An 18,810-nucleotide genomic window follows, 5' to 3' on the forward strand; every position below is an offset into this window, starting at 1 on the left:
TTAGTCAGCATTAATAGCCACTAATCAATCAGCGAATGAACGCTAATAATGTGATCGCGCTGAGGGCCAGTGCCAATTGCAGAAATGCGGCATCTGGAAAGCTCTTCCAAGCGCTTTACGTAGCTTTGAGTGTTTGCAGGCAAGTCTTCAAACTTGTGCACTTTAGAGATATCTTCGCTCCAGCCTGGAAGCATCTCGTAAATTGGCTTAGCGCTAGCAAACAAAGACTGATCTACTGGCATCTCGTCTACGCGCTCAACGCTTCCGTCAGTTAAAGTTACATCGTAAGCTACGCAAACTGGAATCTCTTTTAAGCCAGTCAAAACATCTAGCTTTGTAAGAACAATATCAGTTAGGCCATTTACGCGAGTTGCATAGCGGCTAACAACAGAGTCAAACCATCCGCATCGGCGAGGGCGACCAGTAGTTACGCCATATTCGTGACCCTGCTCGCGCAGCCAATCGCCGCTTTCGTCCAAAAGCTCTGTAGGGAATGGGCCTTCGCCAACGCGCGTAATATAAGCCTTAGCAACACCGATTACGCGATTAATGCGAGTAGGACCAACGCCCGTACCCGTGCAAGCGCCTCCAGCTGTAGGATTAGAAGACGTTACAAATGGGTATGTTCCGTGGTCAACGTCTAGCATAGTTGCCTGGCCGCCTTCAAAAAGCACGGTTTTACCATTTTCCATTGCCTGGTTTAGCACAAGCGAAGTGTCGGCAACGTATGGCTTTAAGCGCTTTCCAAGTTCTACGAGCTGGCTTGTAACGGCATCAATATCAATTGGGTGCTGGTTGTAGAGCTTAACAAGCATTTGATTCTTTTGATGCAAGCTGGCTTCTACTTTATCTCGCAAATGATCCGCGTTAAACAAATCGTGTACGCGAATTCCAACGCGATTAATCTTATCGGCATAAGTCGGTCCAATTCCGCGACCCGTTGTGCCAATCTTGTGCTTTCCAAGGAATCGCTCTGTAACTTTATCGATTACGCGATGATAAGGCGTAATAACATGCGCAGACTCGCTAACAAGCAACCTCGAGCAATCAACACCACGTGATTCTAGCGCGTCAATCTCTTCAAAAAGAACCTCTGGGTCTATAACAACTCCGTTTCCAATAACAGGAGTTACATTTGGGCTGATTATGCCGCTAGGAAGTAAGTGCAATGCGTAAGATTCGTTTCCTACAACAACAGTGTGGCCAGCATTATTGCCGCCATTAAAACGCGCAACAATATCTACCTTAGAACCAATTAAATCAGTTGCTTTACCTTTGCCTTCGTCACCCCATTGAGCGCCAATAAGCACAATTCCAGGCATGCCGCACCTCCATTTTTTGGGCTAACATTGCCCAAATAAACACAATTCCTACGTGTCAAGATTAGCGCAAAGCCAATACCGAATAATGCCAAATAATGCTGATGCGAGTTAGTTTGCTTGAGCAAATCGAAGCTAGACGCAAGCAATACGAGTACTATCGCGATCAACTCCTAACCTTTAAGTGTGCCTAATGTAGTTATGCACAATTTATGTAAAGCAAACTATAAAAGCGTATTTAGTATTAGAATTTATATAAATTACATTCCTAGTGAGACTCGCCGAAGAGATTGAAGATTGAGGAGGTAAGAAATGTCTGCTAAACTTGCCAGTAATAGCAGCCCCCTAAGCCTACTAACAGTGCTCAAACCTGGGGGTTCTTCTTGTTTTTCAGCTGATTCAAAGCCTCCAAAATCTATTGACGATATGATTCAACTCATGAAAACTCGAGAATTAGTAGTTACAGATGAAAATAATTTTAAAAGTATGCTATATAACTGCAACTACTATAGATTATCTGGGTATTTTCGAGTGTTTCAAGTCGATCCTTCTTCTGGCAATAATCAGTTTAAGCCAGGTAGTAAAGATGTTGATTTTCTTGTGCCGTACAAAATGGATGAAGAATTGCGAACAATTATTCTTAAAGGTACCGCACAAGTAGAGTTAACATTAAGATCTAGATTTGCATATCACGTTGCAAACTCTGGAGGAGCATATACATACCTCAATTCAGATTCATATATTAAAAAGTCTAATATAAGCATAAATAATCTTTTATCTAATATGAATAAATGGCTGGAAAAATCTAACGAAGTTTGTATAAAACATTATAAGAGTAAGAAACAACCTATACCAATATGGGCTGCTGTTGAAGCTTTTCCATTTGATACTATTTCACGAATGATTTCTTTGTATAAAGATACTAATGTGTTGCGAAAACTTTTTGATTCAATGGGGTTAAAAACAGAAATTCGTAAATCTTCTGAATCAATCCATTCAATAGTGTACTTGCGTAATTTGTGTTCTCATCATTGTAGGTTATGGTATAAGGAAACTGTAATATCGACTCCTTCAATTCGTGATGTTAAAAATTCTTCTTTATTAAACGGTTATACAGATAAATCTATTGCTGCAGCATTAGTAAATTTAATGTATTTAGTATCAAAAATAGAAAACAATCATAATTATGAGACTGAAATAAAAGAATTTCTGAATAAAAATGAAGAATATAAAAATGGAATATTTAACCATTTACATTGGAGATAATTTAAATTTGTAGAATATGCAATGCGTTATGCGAGTAAGCAAGAAAGCTGGGTTATAGACACATTTGGACTATAACCCTAATATTTGCGATTACACTATTTTAGAGCTTTTCCAGCAGAGCCTAGCTGCACGCATGCTTCAACAACACGCTGAGCCATTGCTTTTTCTGCTTCTTTGCCCCAAGACCTTGGGTCGTAAAGCTTCTTTGCGCCAACTTCGCCGTCGATTTTAAGAACGGAATCGTAGTTGTGGAACATGTGGTCGGCGATTGCGCGCGTAAAAGCGTATTGCGTATCTGTGTCAATATTCATTTTTACAACGCCATATTTTACAGCTTGCGCAATTTCTTCGGCTGTAGAGCCAGACCCGCCATGGAACACTAGCAAGAATGGTTTTGTTGGCACGCCAAACTTGCGATTACACAAATCAAGCTTGTACTTGTTGTATACAGCGCTTTGAATATTGTCTAGTAATTGCGGCCTAAGCTTAACGACGCCTGGCTTGTAAGCTCCATGAACGTTTCCAAACGTAAAAGCGGCCATGTATTTTGCGCGGTCCTCTAAACCTAATCGCTCAACAACGCGCATAGCATCTTGGGGAGTGGAGTACAGCTTTTCGTCAATATCTGCTCTGTGGCCGTCTTCTTCGCCGCCAACTGCGCCAATTTCAATCTCTAAAATCGTGCGTGCTTTTGCAGACTCTTCCAGTAATTCTTCTGCAATGTCTAGATTGTGCTCAAGCTTAACTGTGGAGCCATCCCACATATGCGACTGAAAAATCGGCTCTTTGCCATTTGCAACTTGATCTGCTTCATAAGCTAAAAGTGGCCTAATCCAATCGTCTAAATAGGCTTCTGCACAATGATCTGTGTGCAATGCAACCGTAATGTTTGGGTATTGTGCAGCAACTTGATGCGCGAATTGCGCAAATGCGATTGATCCAACAACGCGATTATTTACGCACTGGCCAGAAAAATACGCGGATCCGCCAACAGATACTTGAATAATTCCGTCGCTTTGAGCTTCGGCAAATCCTTGTAGTGCTGCGTTTAAGGTCTGTGTGCTAGTAACGTTAATCGCAGGGTAGGCGTATCCACCTTTGCTGGCTGCATCAAGCATTTGTGCGTAACGTTCAACGGTTGCAATAGTCATATTTTTATTATGACTCTAAGCGCGCATATTTTTTATATTTTGCTAGATTTTTTGCTAGATTTTACTATTTTTAACTATTTTTGATTATTTTTGATTTCTTGATGACGCTTTTTTGCGGCCGTTACTACAAAATGTAGATACTCTAGTGCGATTTCTTCTTTTAATCCAGATTCCTCAGCAATTTTTTTAAGTCGATTCGCCTGGCGATTTTCCCTAGACTTATCTTCTGTAGCAAGATTTGCGCGAGCTTTTATTTCTCCGACTTTTTCCGTAACTTTAAAGCGCTCTGCTAGAAGCGAAACAATTGCATTGTCAATATTGTCAATCGACTGACGCAGCGCAAAAATCTCATTCATTGAATCGTTGCAATCACTATAATCACTGCAATCATTGCAATTGCTGCAATCTGATCCATCAAAATCTTTGCGCGCGTCAATCGACTCTTTAGAAAAGTTGAACATGCTATTTTTAGTCAAAATAAGTTTGCAAAACCATTGTTGTTTCTGTGCTAACTGGAACAACACGATGAATTGTGTTGATTAGTTCTTCTAGCTTGCTAGGAGTTGCAACGCGAACAACAAGCATAAAGCTTGGGCTTCCAGTAATCGAATAGCATGCTTCAATGCCGTCAATGTCTTTCAATTTGGTTGGAACGGAAGCTTCTTGCTCAAAATCAAGAGGCGTAACCGCAACGAATGCGCTTACTGGCAAGCCTCTGCGCTCGTAGTCAATCAAAGCGCGATATCCAGTTATGATTCCTTTGCGCTCGAGCTTTTGAACTCTGGATTGCACAGCGGAAACAGACAGTCCAGAAGCTTTAGCTAGCTTGGTTAATGTTGCACGGCCATCGTGCTCAAGAATATCTACAATAATTGCATCCGTAGAATCTATCGGAGCAACTGTGCTCGCGCTGGTTTCTAAGCCAGAAGGAATATTATTTTCAATCCTATGAGAGTTTCCCGTCATGCGATCTCCATCCTCATACAGCGCCACCAAAATCTTTGTTTTGCTTCTTCGACTTTAGCTGCGCCCCCTGCAGTCTCTTCAATCGTATCGTATTTTTTAATGAAAAAGAACAAAATTAGATAAAAAATCACGGTTTTTCACATTATTTAACACATGTTTACATATATAAACTTTTGACCATTCTATTTTTTGTGTATCAGATTATTAAAAATGCCCCCAGATTATTAAATCAAGAGGCATTTTAATTTAGATTTTAGATTTTTATTTTATACGTAAATTTTACGCTTAAATTTTACGCGATTGCGCCTGTTCCGCCATTTGTGGAATTGTTGGCTTGCTGAACAATAGCCGCAAGAAAATCGCGATTAGAAGCAGTCTTCTTTAAGCGCGGCACCAAAGTCTGATAAGCCTGTTCTGGCTCCAAACCGCCAAACAATCGTCTTAATCGATAAATAATCGGCAGCTCTTGAGCAGGAGTGATCAACTCTTCGCGGCGCGTGCCAGAAGAATTGATATCTACAGCTGGGAACAGTCGCTTGTCTGCCAAATCGCGGCTCAAGCGAAGCTCCATGTTTCCAGTGCCCTTAAACTCTTCGAAAATAACTTCATCCATCTTTGAACCAGTTTCCACCAAAGCAGAAGAAATAATAGTCAAAGAGCCGCCATTTTCAATGTTTCGTGCTGCGCCAAAGAACTTCTTAGGAGGGTAAAGCGCTTGAGCATCTACGCCGCCAGAAAGGATACGGCCAGAAGCAGGAGCAGCAATATTGTATGCGCGAGCAAGGCGAGTCATGGAATCAAGAAGAACAACAACATCTTGGCCAAGCTCTACAAGCCTCTTAGCACGCTCAATCGCAAGCTCTGCAACAGTAGTGTGGTCTGATGCTGGGCGGTCAAATGTAGAAGAAATAACCTCGCCTTGAACAGTGCGCTCCATGTCGGTAACTTCTTCTGGGCGTTCGTCTACAAGAACAACCATCAAATGTACTTCTGGATTGTTAACAGCAATCGCGTTAGCAATATTTTGCAAAGTGATTGTTTTACCAGCCTTAGGAGGCGAAACAATCAAACCACGCTGACCCTTTCCAATAGGCGCCACAAGATCAATGATTCTGCCAAGCATGCGATTTGGCGTAGTCTCTTGCTTTAAGCGTTCATGCGGATACAAAGGTGTGAGCTTAGCAAATTGTGGGCGATTTTGAGCCTCTTCTACGCTCATGCCGTTAATGCTGTCAACACTTTGCAAAGGAACGAACTTTTGACGCTGATTCCTGCGATCTCCCTCGCGAGGAGCGCGAATAGAGCCTTGAACCGCATCTCCCTTGCGTAAGCCGTACTTTTTGATTTGGCTCATAGAAACATAAACGTCATTTGGTCCAGGCAAATAGCCAGAAGTGCGCACAAATGCGTAAGATTCAAGCACATCTACAATGCCAGCAACTGGAACAAGCTCTTCTTTTGGCTCTTCGCGACGTGGAGCTTGCTCGTGAATCTCGTGCTCTTCGCGAATCTCGGAGCGTTCCGCACGTTCAGCACGTTCCGCTTTAGAATCGTAATCGTCTCTAGTGCGTCGCGTTCTGCGCTGGAATCTATCAGATCTGTCTGCTTTAGAATCGTAATCATTTTCTTCGCTAGAGCGATTAGACATACGCATTCTGCGCGATTCCGAATTGCGGTTAGCACTTGAAGCAGAAGACTTTTCGCTTGGCAAAGTGGCAAGAATCTGATCTAAATTAGCATCCACTTCGTCTGTTTTAGCAAAACTACTACCATTATTTTGTTCAGTGTTTGCACTTGCATTTGTACGAGTATTATCTTCTCTCGTAACATTTGTAGAGTTTTCTTTGCGATAGCGATGAGACTGATTGTCGCGCGCAAAATTGCGATGACGCTCACTCCTATTTGCATCGCTTGAATCAGAAGAATCATTAAAATCGCGATTCGTGTCAATGCTCGAGCGGAGTTCAAAAGAAGATGAATTGTTTTGCGTTTCGTCGTCGCCTTGAGAAACACGATTTATTCGTAAAGTGCTTTTAGGAACATGAACGCTAACACCAGCTGGAGCATCCCCACCATTGCGCGCAGCAGTTAGCGTAGCAACCAAATCTGGCTTGCGCATTGTAGACGTACCGCGTAGACCCATTTGCTTCGCAAGATCCTTAAGCTCCGAAAGCTTCATATCATCAAGATTTTGGCTTGTTGCCACAGTTATGCCTTTCCCTAACTCCAAGATAGATTACTTGGAGCTTTACGTGGAAGATTACGGAAAATCCGTTGTGAATATAACGACAAACACATATCAATGTGTATTAGTCGCTGATAAATGTATGCTACTACACTCGTAAGACTCACAACAACACGCGCGGCAGGGTATGCACTATATGCGCGATATACGCGAATACGCTACAGACGCTACTTCTTTTCGTGATACGATTTTTCGGTATTAACAGACCAAACGTTATCTTTAGACTTCTTACCACTATTGATGTTTTGAACAGCTTCAATAGCAGTTGCCATTGAGTGATCCTGGTTATTGTAGCGATGCTGGCCATTTCTACCAACACAATACAAGTTGCCAAAACCGTCTAAGTACTTAACAAGATCAGGCATTTGAGCGTAAGTATCAAAGTAAGCAGGGTAGGCCTTTGGAACGCGTTCGCGATGAGCATCTAAAACGTCGTCTTCGCTGTCAATAACTTGCATGCGAATCAACTCGTCAATGGCGTTTTTGCGAGCTTCTTCGTCGCTCATATTCCAAAAATCGTCGCCTTCGCTGCAGAAGTATTCAAGGCCAATCCAAACAGTATTATCAACATCTTTAACAAGGTATGGGCTCCAGTTGTTAAAGATTTGCAAACGTCCAACCTTGTAACCAGGGTCTTGAACGTAAATCCAGCAATCTGGCACAATAGGAGGGTTGCCAAGCGTTGGAATATCTGTAGTGTTGCGCAAACGCATGCGCTTAACAAGCAAGCCAACAGTCACAAAATCGCGGTAAGGCAAACCAGATGCAACTTTTTGCAAGTCTTGTGGAACTTCCGCATTTGCATCGCCATCTGCGCCTTGCTCAATAGACGCAACCAAATCTTTAATTGGCATAGACGAAATAAACTGATCTGCACGAAGCTCACTGCGCTCTCCATTTTGATTTTCAACAACAACACTGCAAATCTTGCCGTCCGCTTGCTTTATGGCAACAACCTTAGATCCTGTTAAAACAGTGGCTCCATTTTCGCGGCAGCGGCGTTCAACGGTCTCCCAAAGCTGACCTGGACCAAGCTTAGGGTACCAAAATTCTTCAATTAAAGAAGTCTCAACTTCTTTCTGACTTGCATTATTCTTAGGCATAAGCTTAGAAATAGCGTTCTTCAAAACTTCAACAATGCTCAAGCCTTTAACGCGCTGAGCGCCCCAATCGGCAGAAATCTGGCTTGGATGCCTTCCCCAAAGCTTCTCGGTGTAGCCCTCAAAGAACATGGAATACAACTTTTTGCCAAAGCGATTAATGTAGAAGTTTTCGAGGTTTGTTTCTGGCAACTTGTGAATCATGGACCAAAGGTAGCTAAAACCAACCTTCATTGTTAGCACAAAGCCCATAGCTCGCAAGGTGGACGCAGAAAGAGAAATAGGGTAGTCGAAGAAATGATGATTCCAGAAGATTCTAGAAACACGATGACGCTTAAGCATAACTTCATCTTCGACTTCTGGATCTGGGCCTCCAGCCTCTAAATCGTGATGCCTGCCAAGCTTCTTATCGTCGTAAGAAGGAGCGCCCTGAAGAGGCAGCATATCTCGCCACCATTGCATAATGCGATCGTCTTTAGAGAAGAATCGGTGTCCGCCAATATCCATGCGGTTTCCGTTGTATTTTACGGTGCGAGAAATGCCACCAAACTCGCTGGTTGCCTCAAGAACAGTCACATCGTAGCGGCTAGAGCCGCCATCTTTTACAAGCTCCCAAGCTGCCGTCAACCCTGCCGGACCGCCACCAATAATCACTACAGATTGTTTCTGGGATTGTGTATCAGCCAATTTTCCTCCATAACTAAAAACCGCTTTATAAAGTCAAAAACGCAAAATTGCAAGCACGTATCTGTATTAAAATCTAAACGTAGCTTTACTAGCATACTCTTATCACGCGATAGATTCTGGAATATCGATATCCGTTTTTTGAACTTCCTCCACGTTTACGTCTTTGAAAGTAACGATTCTAACGTTTTTTACAAATCGCGAAGGTCGGTAAACATCCCACACCCAAGCGTCTGTTAATTGAACGTCAAAGTACACGTCTTGACCTGCGGAGCGCACGTTAAAATCAACCTTATTTGCCAAGTAAAATCGGCGCTCTGTTTCTACAACGTACGTAAAAAGCTTAATAACGTCACGATATTCCTTGTATAACGCAAGTTCGGCGTCTGTTTCGTAATTGTCGAGGTCTTCGGCGCTCATTGCTTCCCTTCCGTTGGCGTGATTTGCGTATTTGATGCAGCTTTATTCGCTGCGTCGTCTTCTTGAGCACGCTTGCGGCCTCGTCCTATAATACGCCACCATGCGCGCTTAGAGGAATCGCCTGTCTGCTTAACACTAGACTCGGCTTGTTCGGTTGCTTGCGACTTGCGCGAATCGCCATTTTTAACTGGGATTGCAATCGAATGTTCGTGCGCGCTTAAGGCCTCGCAAACTCCAGGATTATCTTCAATAACGTGTAGTCCAAAAGCGTCTAGCGAGCGAATCGCATCGTACTCGTCTACAAGAGTGTCCATTACAACAAAATCTTGATACTTTTGGCTTTGAGAATCCCAAAGTGCATCGCGAGCTGTTCCCGTTTTCATAAAGCCAAGCGACTGGTACACGGAAAGCGAGCGCGTGTTTGTTGCAGGAACGCCAACCCAAATTCTGTGCAAAGCAAGGCCAACCTCGCTTGGTGCAAAACCGTAAGTCATAACTCTAGGCATTGCGTCTCTAGAATATCCACGACCCCTATAATCGCGTCCTAGAATCACTTGAATCCTAGCGGATTTAGACCAACCGTCAATGTCAATCAAAAATATCATTCCAATAATATTTCCATTGATGTTTTCGGAGTCATCAATAAAATCTGGCACAATTGACCATGCGATTGTTGGGCGCGATTGGGCGTCGCTAGAGGCGGCATCATGATTAGATTTTGCCTCAGTGCTTCCATCCGAAGACCATTGCGCCGAACGATTCACCCACGCGTGAACCATGGCGCGCTCCGATTGCGAATCTTTGCCTGTTATAACGGCTGCTCCATCAAAAGCATGCAATGCGTCCATTTGCGCCAAATCTTCGATTGTTGCTGGCCTAAGACGTGCCATTTCGCCGCGGATTGGCGGAATCGTAATATTTTCTGGCAACTCGCGGTGGCTTGTAGAATCAGCATTGAATCCTTGCATATTCACCTTTTTCGTACAATCGACTTACGTGTTACAAAAGCTTACAAAAAGCGCTACAGCGATTAGTAAAAACCGCGTTATAAAATCGCACTTTTTGCACCCTATACAATGCTATAAAACACAAAGTTAACACGCAAAGCATAAAGCGCAAAAAGTGCAAAGTAAAAGCTAATCTAAACTAGCCCTTGATTTTTGCCATTACAATCTTAGTAACAGCTTTAGCATCAGCCTGACCCTTAGTTGCGCGCATAACAGCACCAATAATCGCGCCCATCGGCTTCATATTGCCTGCCTTAAGCTTTTCTGCAACCTCAGGATCGGCTGCAAGAGCAGCGTCAACAGCAGCTTCCAAAGCGCCGTCATCGTTCATAACCTTGAATCCGTGCTTATTAACAACTTCATCAGGCTTGCCCTCGCCAGCCAAAACGCAAGCAACAGTTTGCTTAGCGAGCTTATCGTTAAGCTTACCGTCTGCAATTAGCTTTTCAACTTGCGCCACATCTTGCGGAGTAATAGGCAATTCTTCCAAAGTTACGCCACGAGTGTTTGCTTCGCGAGCAAGCTCACCAAGCCACCACTTCTTAGCACCTGCTGCAGTTGCACCAGCTTTAACGGTTTCTTCAACCAAATCAAGAGCATCCGCGTTAAGAATATCTCGCATTTCAAGATCGCTAATGCCCCATTCGCTTTGCAAACGGTTACGGCGCTCGCGAGGCATTTCTGGCATTTGTGCCTTCATGCGCTCAATATGCTCCTTAGTGATGTGAAGCATGACCAAATCTGGGTCTGGGAAGTAGCGATAATCGTCGGCGTCGGACTTTACTCGGCCGCCAGCAGTAGTCTGAGTTGCCTCATCCCAGTGACGAGTCTCCTGCAAAATCTCGCCGCCTTCGCTCAAAATAGCAGCCTGGCGACGAATTTCGTATTGAAGCGTCTTTTCGATTCCGCGGAATGTGTTCACATTCTTAGTTTCCGAGCGCGTACCGAATGGATCGGTTGGCTTTCTGCGGAGCGAAACGTTTACGTCTGCGCGCATATTGCCCTGCTCCATGCGAGCGTGGGAGATGTTAAGCGCGCGAACAATATCGCGAATAGCGCGCATGTATGCGCCTGCGATTTCTGGAGCGCGGCTACCCGCACCTTCGATTGGCTTAGTTACAATCTCAATTAAAGGTACGCCTGCGCGATTGTAATCAACCAAAGAATGATTTGCGCCTTCGATTCGGCCATCTGCGCCGCCAACGTGAGTGTTCTTGCCAGCGTCATCCTCAATGTGAGCGCGCTCAATCGGAACGCGGAACACAGTGCCATCTTCCAGCTCAACATCCAAGTAGCCGTTGCCATTAGTAGGCTTATCGTACTGGGAAATCTGGTAATCGCGAGGCATATCTGGGTAGAAGTAGTTTTTACGAGCGAACTGGCTCCACTCGGCAATCTCGCAATGCAACGCTAAGCCAAGCTTAATCGCGTAATCAACTGCAGTCTTGTTTACAACTGGCAAAGAGCCTGGCAAACCAAGGCTTACAGGTGTTAGCTGAGTGTTTGGTTCGCCGCCAAAAGATACTTCTGCTGGGCAGAACAGCTTTGTGCGCGTGCTAAGCTCAACGTGAGTTTCCAAGCCGAAAACTGGGTCAAATTGCTCCACAGCATCGGCGTATTTCATAAGTTTTTCAGCCATGAGAATCCTTCTTACTTAAGCTTTATTTCACTTTACTTAGCCAATGAATCGAGCCAACCAGCTTTAAGCGACTTCCAGATTGGACCGCTCCACTTTTCTTCGAGCGCTACTTCCAACGCTGCTGCAGGCTTGTACATCTTTTCATCATGGCATTGCGGAGCAATAATCTGAATGCCAACAGGCAGGCCATCGTCGCTTAAGCCAGCTGGGAGGCTCAAAGCTGGAACGCCAGCCATGTTTGCAGGAATCGTAGCAATATCGTTCATGTACATGGAAAGTGGATCGTTCATCTTCTCGCCAAACTTAAATGCCGTTGTAGGGCTTGTTGGAGAGGCTAGAACATCTACCTTATTAAACGCTTCTTCAAAGTCGCGAATAATAAGCGTACGAACCTTTTGCGCAGAGCCATACCAAGCGTCGTAGTAGCCGGCGGAAAGTGCGTAAGTGCCAAGAATAATACGGCGCTTTACTTCGTCGCCAAAGCCAGCTTCACGAGTTGCAGCCATCATGTTTGCAGCAGTTTGAGGCTTATCTGCTGGTGGCATTACGCGCAAACCGTAGCGCATTCCGTCGTAGCGAGCCAAGTTGGAGCTAACTTCGGAAGGCATGATTATGTAGTATGCAGATAGCGAGTAAGGGAAGTGAGGGCAGGAGACTTCTGTTACTTCTGCGCCCATATCTTTAAGCAATTGCACAGCCTCATTAAAGCGTGCTTCAACGCCTGGCTGGAAGCCTTCGCCGCTAAGCTCTTTAACAAGACCAACCTTTACGCCCTTCAAATCACGGCGAGCACCCTCGCGCGCAGCCTGAGCCATTGGAGGAACAGGAGCAGGAATCGAAGTTGAATCGCGCTTATCGTTGCCGCCAATGATTTCCTGCAAAAGTGCAGAGTCAAGAACGGTACGAGAAACAGGGCCAATCTGGTCTAGTGAGCTTGCCATGGCGATTGCGCCAAAACGGCTAACTCCGCCGTAAGTTGGCTTTGCGCCAACAGTACCAGTTAAAGCGCCTGGCTGGCGAATGGAGCCACCAGTATCTGTACCCAAAGCAATAGGAGCCTCGAATGCAGCAACTGCAGCTGCAGAGCCGCCGCCAGAGCCGCCAGGAACGCGCTCGGTATCCCAAGGATTGCAAGTAGTTTGATAAGCAGAATGCTCGGTAGAAGAACCTTGAGCAAACTCATCCAAATTAGTCTTGCCAAGAATTGGCATGCCAGCTGCCTTGAGCTTTTCAATAACAGTAGCATCGTAAGGTGGAACCCAGCCTTCAAGAATCTTAGATGCTGCAGTAGTAGGAATGCCCTTAGTAACAATCATGTCTTTAATGGCAATTGGAACGCCTGCAAGCTCAGGTAAGCCTTCGGCTTCGCCATTAGCATTCTTTTTATCAAAAGCGTCTGCTTGTTCAAGTGCAACATCTGCAGAAACATGCAAGAATGCTTTGATTTCTGGCTCGGCTGCTTCGATTACTGCCAAGTGAGCTTCAACAAGCTCGCGGCTAGAAACTTCTTTAGCTTTTACAGCTTTTGCCATATCGGCAGCAGAAAGCTTTACTAAATCTTGAGTATTAGTCATGTTTATTCCTCCCCCAAAATTCGAGGTGCTACAAACATGCCAGACTCACTTCTAGGAGCGCCAGAAAGCGCTTCTTCTTGAGTCAATGGCGTAGCAGGCTCGTCTGGGCGCAAATACGCTTCAAGAGGTACTGGATTTGCAGTAGGTGGCACATCTTCGCCAGCAACTTCCTGCACTTTGTTAATAGATTCTGCAATGACGTTTAATTCGCCTTGCAAGCGACTGATTTCTTCGTCGCTAAGCGCAATCTGGGATAGAACGCCCAGATGCTCAATTTCTTCGCGTGTGAATGTTGGCATAACCTCAACTATATGTGTGATGCGTGACCTTCTTATAGAAGAAAAAAGCAATATTGATAAAAGATTTACACACGTTACTGTAGAAATATTTTCCCAATTTTAGAACATGATTGTCGATCCATATTTTCTAGGGAAAATTATGTGTAATATTAAAAAAATTTTATTAGTGAGACAATAAGCGAAATAACAATTATTATCACATACAGTTTTCATAAAATTAACGAGTATAAAATAGTGAAGACGAGGGTCTATGCATGTCAACACGCCATGAAATGGAAATAATTCAATAAAAGAATGTTGGCATTCCAACCTTCTTCATACGTTTATTTGCAGAATAAAAAAATTTGTTTTATTTCACTATCCCAGAAATAAAAAAGCATGTAATAATTAAATGCTATGAGATATTAAGCTAATGCAGCGAAGCATTCCATGCATAGAAGCAAATAAGTTACGGTATCTCATAAAAAATAACATAAAATATAAAATTGAAGGACACATATGAATAACACAAAGTTCTACCGTAATGCAGCAATGTTGCTCCTCGCGGGCGCAACTATTATTCCACAATGCTTAGCAGCACCAGCAATGGCCGCTCCTGCAGCTAAGGATTCTGAGCCAACCGCATCTTGCGCAGCCAAGAAGGACTCGTTGAATAATTATTTGTGGGATTTGCAATACGATAAAACAAACATTCTCGCCCGTCATGGCGAAACCATTGACAACAAATTCTCTAGCGATAGCTTCAACAAGGGCGATGAATTCGTTGTTGTTGAGCATCAGAAGAAGAACATCACAAATACAACTTCAAACTTGTCGGTTACTTCCGCCAACGATGATCGCGTATACCCAGGTGCTCTTTTCCGCGCTGACCAGAATTTGATGGACAATATGCCAAGCCTGATTTCCGCAAACCGCGCTCCAATCACGTTGAGCGTTGATTTGCCAGGCTTCCACGGCGGCGAAAGTGCTGTAACTGTTCAGCGCCCAACCAAGAGCTCTGTAACTTCCACAGTGAACGGCTTAGTTTCCAAGTGGAATGCACAGTACGCTGCAAGCCATCATGTTGCAGCTCGCATGCAGTACGATTCTGCAAGCGCACAAAGCATGAACCAGCTCAAGGCAAAGTTTGGTGCTGATTTCGCCAAGATTGGCGTTCCGCTGAAGATTGATTTCGACGCTGTGCACAAGGGCGAAAAGCAGACTCAAATTGTGAACTTCAAGCAGACCTACTACACCGTAAGTGTTGATGCTCCAGATAGCCCAGCTGACTTCTTCGCACCATGCACTACGCCAGAAAGCTTGAAGAGCCGCGGAGTAGACAGCAAGCGTCCGCCAGTATATGTGTCCAACGTAGCTTACGGCCGTTCAATGTACGTAAAGTTCGACACCCGCAGCAAGAGCACCGATTTCCAGGCTGCTGTTGAAGCTGCAATCAAGGGTGTTGAAATCAAGCCAAATACCGAGTTCCACCGCATTTTGCAGAACACTTCTGTAACTGCTGTAATTCTCGGCGGCAGCGCAAACGGTGCAGCCAAGGTTATTACCGGCAACGTCGACACGTTGAAGGCTTTGATTCAAGAAGGCGCAAATTTGAGCACCTCCAGCCCAGCAGTTCCAATTGCTTACACCACTTCCTTCGTCAAGGATAACGAAGTAGCAACTTTGCAAACCAATAGCGATTACGTTGAAACCAAGGTTTCTTCCTACCGCGACGGCTACTTGACTTTGGATCACCGTGGAGCTTACGTAGCTCGCTACTACATCTACTGGGATGAGTACGGCACCGAAATTGACGGCACTCCTTACGTGCGTTCTCGCGCTTGGGAAGGCAATGGCAAGTATCGTACAGCTCACTTCAACACCACTATTCAGTTCAAGGGCAATGTGCGTAACCTCCGCATCAAGCTTGTTGAGAAGACCGGCTTGGCTTGGGAACCATGGCGTACAGTATATGACCGTTCCGATTTGCCACTGGTTCGCCAGCGCACAATCAAGAACTGGGGCACCACCTTGTGGCCACGAGTTGCTGAAACTGTGAAGAACGACTGATACTTATCACAATTTCAAAAAATAACTTAATAAAGATAATTTAATAAATAATAAATTAAATATAAGTGAATACAATTAAGGGCTTTATCTTGTAGTCGGTTACGAGATAAAGCCCTTGTTGTTTGCTAAATATTATTTGTAGTTAAATATCGCGATGTTTTTCAACAACGTGGCCAATTGCATACATGACTACGCCCCAAGCGAGAACCACCAAGCCTGATTGCCACCATGTAAAAACATATGCGTTTGGTGGAAGTTGCCGCCCAGAACTAGCGGAGACTCCTAAGAATTGGCTTGCAGCATTGCCTGGCAAAATCTGAATAAGTATTGAAGTCCACTTCGCAAAATTGCTTGCAAGCATAATAATGCTAACAATGGCCTGCAGAATCATCACGGCTCCAATAACGCACATAATTCCGCCAGCAGTTGACTTGCAAATCATGCCAAAACCGTAGGCCATTGCTGACACAACAACCATAATTGCAGGAGAGCCAAGGAACAGAGTAAGCGGCAATTTCCACACGTTGCTTCCCGATAATCCGGAAATGTTATCTCCCATAAAAGCTAATTCTGCAGCAGCTAAAGAAACTGCCATTGCAATAAGTTGGGCTACAAAAACATAGATTGCAACCGCAATAAACTTAGCCGTAAAGAACATACCCCTTTTAGGTACAGCCGTAAGAGAAGCCTGAATTGAAGTCGTAGAATGTTCCGCAGTTACAGCAAGCACTGCAAAAATCGCCAAAACAATCAAAGATATAGAAGCAAAGCTAACGACCAAGCGGAAAATGCTTTCTTGAGATGCAATAAGGTCACTTTTATCGCTCGGTCCAACAGTAATTGCAGCGCTTGATTTACTTTGATTTGCTCCATTCTTAATGTCAACTTTAGACATTGCTTTCTGCACAAGCGCGATTATAAAGCTGAAAATTACTGGCAAAACAATTGTTAATGCCATGCACCACCACGTAGACGCAAGTCCGCGCAGCTTAACAATTTCAGATTTAAGCGTGTGCATAAATGTAAGGCGTAAGTGCTGAGCGTTCATGCTACGGCCAGTCTTGTATGCGTTAGATTGATATGCATTAGATTGGTGTGCGTTAGATTCAGCCAATTGCACTTGCTGATTTGCTACTTGCTCACTCATTTTGCACTCCCCTGATTATTAAATTGAGCTACACTTTGCTCAGCAGGATTTAAGTTTCCGGAAGGAATAGTCCTAGTCACGTACTGCTCTTGGCCATGCGTAAGAGCCAAATATGCTTCCTCAAGCGATGCATGCTCTTGATTCAGCTGATAAACCATGATTTGATTATCTGCAATTTCGCGAGCAAGCTGATTAAGCTCGCATCCTGTTATTCTGAGGAGCTCGCCTTCTTGAACGTCTTGAGGAGTGCGAACATCTTGCAAAATCTTGCATTCAGGATGATTTTGAGCAAGCACAGACTTTAGCTTTTCGCCTTCTGGAGTCACAAGTCGCACAGCGTGCTGCGAATGTGCATTAACAAAATCTTGTACTGTTGTACGCTTCAAAATTTCGCCATGCGCAATAATCACAAGGTTATCTGCAGTAAGCGCAACTTCGCTCATTAAGTGCGAACTAAGTAGTATTGCTCGACCTTGGCTTGCGTAATACTTGCACAATTCGCGAACCCACTTAACGCCTTCTGGATCCAAACCGTTAATTGGCTCATCCAAAATGAGATTGTGCGGGTCTGCTAAAAGCGCTGCAGCAATCGAAAGACGCTGGCTCATGCCAAGCGAGAACGAACCTGCTTTGCGGGTTTTAACACTTGATAATCCAGTAATATCAATCACTTCGTCAACGCGCTTTTTTGATATTCCATGAGTTAAAGCCAATGAATACAAGTGATTGTAAGCGGAACGACCTCTGTGGGCAGACTTTGCATAAAGAACTGCTCCAACTTCCGTCATTGGGGATGCGATTTTTGCGTAAGGTTTTCCGTCAATAAGAGAAGTGCCACTATTGGCGTGAATAAGATTTAACGCGCAACGCATGGTAGTAGATTTACCAGCGCCATTAGGACCTAAAAAGCCCGTGACTCTACCGTCTTCGGCGACGAAAGAAACGTCGTTAAGCGTTGTTTTTGCGCCGAAACGCTTTGTAATATGTTGGAATTCTAACATAGCTTAACAGTATCACAAATAAAAAAAAATACACATTAAATGTAAGCGTTTATGAGTACAGACTGTTGAATTTTAATTAATATTTAGCAATTTGGTGCTGCATGTTGCGCAATCCACGCGTGCATGGAAACAGCCGCAGCAGCTCCTGCGTTTAGAGAGCGAACAGAGCCAAATTGCGAAATATAAACAACGTCATCCGCCATCTCTAGTGCTTTTTTAGAAAGACCTGGACCTTCCGCGCCAAAAAGCATAAGGCAACGTTTAGGGAACTTGTAGTTTTCCATAGCAACAGCGCCTGGAATAATGTCGAGCGCTATAACGCGCGCGTTTTTAGCGTCTTGTTCCTTAATATTTGCGATTTTTTCGGCTTCTTTATTGCCTTCTGCTTGTGCTTTAAGCAAAAGTTGATGCGCTTCTTCTGCTTCTTTAAGCATATTTTCGCGCCAATTAGTTACTAGAGTTTCAATAGTTGGGCAGCATTCAACGTATTGGTATAGCTCGGTCATTAACGAGCCTTTACGATTCCATTTATGAGGCCCTACGATATACACTTTTTTCGCAGTAAACGCGTTTGCAGTGCGAACCATAGAGCCTATATTAAAATCGTGAGTCCAATTTTCTACAGCTACTTCAAACTCATGACGGCCTTTAGAATCGAGATCCGCTTTTATGGCTTCTACTTTCCAGTACCGGTAACGGTCTAAAACGTTACGCTGGTCGCCTTCGTCTAGTAATTCAGTGCTAAACCGCGCATCATAATTTGGCGATTCTGGATTATCTGGACGAGGTTCACCTGGATGCTCGTCTTCCCATGGGCCAACTCCTATAGGTCGAAATTCTGGCTCATCGGAAGCTTTTGCAGCCAAAGTAATTGGATTCGGTTCGTGCATGTGTGAGTTTTGCTCCGTTTAATACTTTTTCTTAGTATTGGCAGCTAGTAATT

Annotated in this window: 16 protein-coding genes; 2 read left to right on the top strand and 14 right to left on the bottom strand. The window is 44.2% G+C overall.

Going from position 1 to position 18,810, the window contains the following annotated elements; genetic code table 11:
• Positions 1 to 20: 20 nt before the first annotated feature.
• Positions 21 to 1,322: an adenylosuccinate synthase gene (locus tag NYP65_RS04620; protein WP_020757985.1), complete on the bottom strand. Its 1,302-nt coding sequence runs from the start codon at positions 1,320 to 1,322 to the stop codon at positions 21 to 23.
• A gap of 309 nt (positions 1,323 to 1,631) precedes the next feature.
• Between NYP65_RS04620 and NYP65_RS04625 the strand changes: the two genes are divergently transcribed.
• Positions 1,632 to 2,585 (top strand): Abi family protein, encoded by a 954-nt coding sequence (locus NYP65_RS04625; protein WP_473410686.1) that lies wholly within the window; start codon positions 1,632 to 1,634, stop codon positions 2,583 to 2,585.
• 95 nt (positions 2,586 to 2,680) lie between these two features.
• Here the strand turns inward: NYP65_RS04625 and fbaA are convergent, their stop codons facing one another.
• The 10 genes from fbaA to gatC all read right to left on the bottom strand — a co-directional run bounded on the left by fbaA (position 2,681) and on the right by gatC (position 13,670).
• On the bottom strand, positions 2,681 to 3,736 hold the full coding sequence (gene fbaA / locus NYP65_RS04630; RefSeq protein WP_016636068.1) for a class II fructose-bisphosphate aldolase: 1,056 nt from the start codon (positions 3,734 to 3,736) through the stop codon (positions 2,681 to 2,683).
• A 74-nt stretch (positions 3,737 to 3,810) separates the two neighbouring features.
• Entirely contained in the window at positions 3,811 to 4,197 is a 387-nt protein-coding gene (locus NYP65_RS04635; RefSeq protein WP_016795473.1) for a chorismate mutase, read from the bottom strand.
• A 7-nt stretch (positions 4,198 to 4,204) separates the two neighbouring features.
• Positions 4,205 to 4,702 carry an Lrp/AsnC family transcriptional regulator gene (locus NYP65_RS04640; RefSeq protein ID WP_004132301.1) on the bottom strand — a complete coding sequence of 166 codons (498 nt, stop codon included), beginning with the start codon at positions 4,700 to 4,702 and terminating at the stop codon, positions 4,205 to 4,207.
• Between the two features lie 292 nt (positions 4,703 to 4,994).
• Complete coding sequence (gene rho, locus NYP65_RS04645) at positions 4,995 to 6,908, bottom strand: transcription termination factor Rho (protein WP_473410687.1); 1,914 nt, start codon at positions 6,906 to 6,908, stop codon at positions 4,995 to 4,997.
• Between the two features lie 206 nt (positions 6,909 to 7,114).
• Positions 7,115 to 8,734 (bottom strand): NAD(P)/FAD-dependent oxidoreductase, encoded by a 1,620-nt coding sequence (locus NYP65_RS04650; RefSeq protein WP_473410688.1) that lies wholly within the window; start codon positions 8,732 to 8,734, stop codon positions 7,115 to 7,117.
• A gap of 102 nt (positions 8,735 to 8,836) precedes the next feature.
• The gene (locus NYP65_RS04655; RefSeq protein ID WP_004105898.1) at positions 8,837 to 9,151 is read right to left on the bottom strand and encodes a DUF2469 domain-containing protein; all 315 of its coding nucleotides are present in this window, start codon (positions 9,149 to 9,151) and stop codon (positions 8,837 to 8,839) included.
• Positions 9,148 to 10,119 carry a GNAT family N-acetyltransferase gene (locus NYP65_RS04660; protein ID WP_473410689.1) on the bottom strand — a complete coding sequence of 324 codons (972 nt, stop codon included), beginning with the start codon at positions 10,117 to 10,119 and terminating at the stop codon, positions 9,148 to 9,150. The genes NYP65_RS04655 and NYP65_RS04660 overlap by 4 nt, the downstream gene beginning before the upstream one ends.
• A gap of 178 nt (positions 10,120 to 10,297) precedes the next feature.
• Positions 10,298 to 11,797: an Asp-tRNA(Asn)/Glu-tRNA(Gln) amidotransferase subunit GatB gene (gene gatB / locus NYP65_RS04665; protein ID WP_473410690.1), complete on the bottom strand. Its 1,500-nt coding sequence runs from the start codon at positions 11,795 to 11,797 to the stop codon at positions 10,298 to 10,300.
• A 32-nt stretch (positions 11,798 to 11,829) separates the two neighbouring features.
• A complete protein-coding gene (gene gatA, locus NYP65_RS04670; RefSeq protein WP_020759386.1) occupies positions 11,830 to 13,371 on the bottom strand; it encodes an Asp-tRNA(Asn)/Glu-tRNA(Gln) amidotransferase subunit GatA in 1,542 nt (513 codons plus the stop codon).
• 2 nt (positions 13,372 to 13,373) lie between these two features.
• Complete coding sequence (gene gatC / locus NYP65_RS04675) at positions 13,374 to 13,670, bottom strand: Asp-tRNA(Asn)/Glu-tRNA(Gln) amidotransferase subunit GatC (RefSeq protein ID WP_004114131.1); 297 nt, start codon at positions 13,668 to 13,670, stop codon at positions 13,374 to 13,376.
• A gap of 498 nt (positions 13,671 to 14,168) precedes the next feature.
• On the opposite strand from gatC, the gene vly reads away from it, so the two are divergent.
• A complete protein-coding gene (vly, locus tag NYP65_RS04680) occupies positions 14,169 to 15,719 on the top strand; it encodes a cholesterol-dependent cytolysin vaginolysin (protein ID WP_004574832.1) in 1,551 nt (516 codons plus the stop codon).
• A 142-nt stretch (positions 15,720 to 15,861) separates the two neighbouring features.
• Here vly and NYP65_RS04685 read toward each other — a convergent pair whose 3' ends face one another.
• From NYP65_RS04685 to NYP65_RS04695, 3 genes are all read right to left on the bottom strand, one after another.
• Entirely contained in the window at positions 15,862 to 16,866 is a 1,005-nt protein-coding gene (locus NYP65_RS04685) for an ABC transporter permease subunit (protein ID WP_004114129.1), read from the bottom strand.
• Positions 16,863 to 17,867, bottom strand: coding sequence for an ATP-binding cassette domain-containing protein (locus tag NYP65_RS04690; protein ID WP_473410691.1), 1,005 nt, complete (start codon positions 17,865 to 17,867; stop codon positions 16,863 to 16,865). The genes NYP65_RS04685 and NYP65_RS04690 overlap by 4 nt, the downstream gene beginning before the upstream one ends.
• A gap of 83 nt (positions 17,868 to 17,950) precedes the next feature.
• Positions 17,951 to 18,757 (bottom strand): TrmH family RNA methyltransferase, encoded by an 807-nt coding sequence (locus tag NYP65_RS04695; protein ID WP_004114127.1) that lies wholly within the window; start codon positions 18,755 to 18,757, stop codon positions 17,951 to 17,953.
• Positions 18,758 to 18,810: the final 53 nt, after the last annotated feature.

It is taken from the genome of Gardnerella sp. c12Ub_1 (assembly GCF_055804375.1).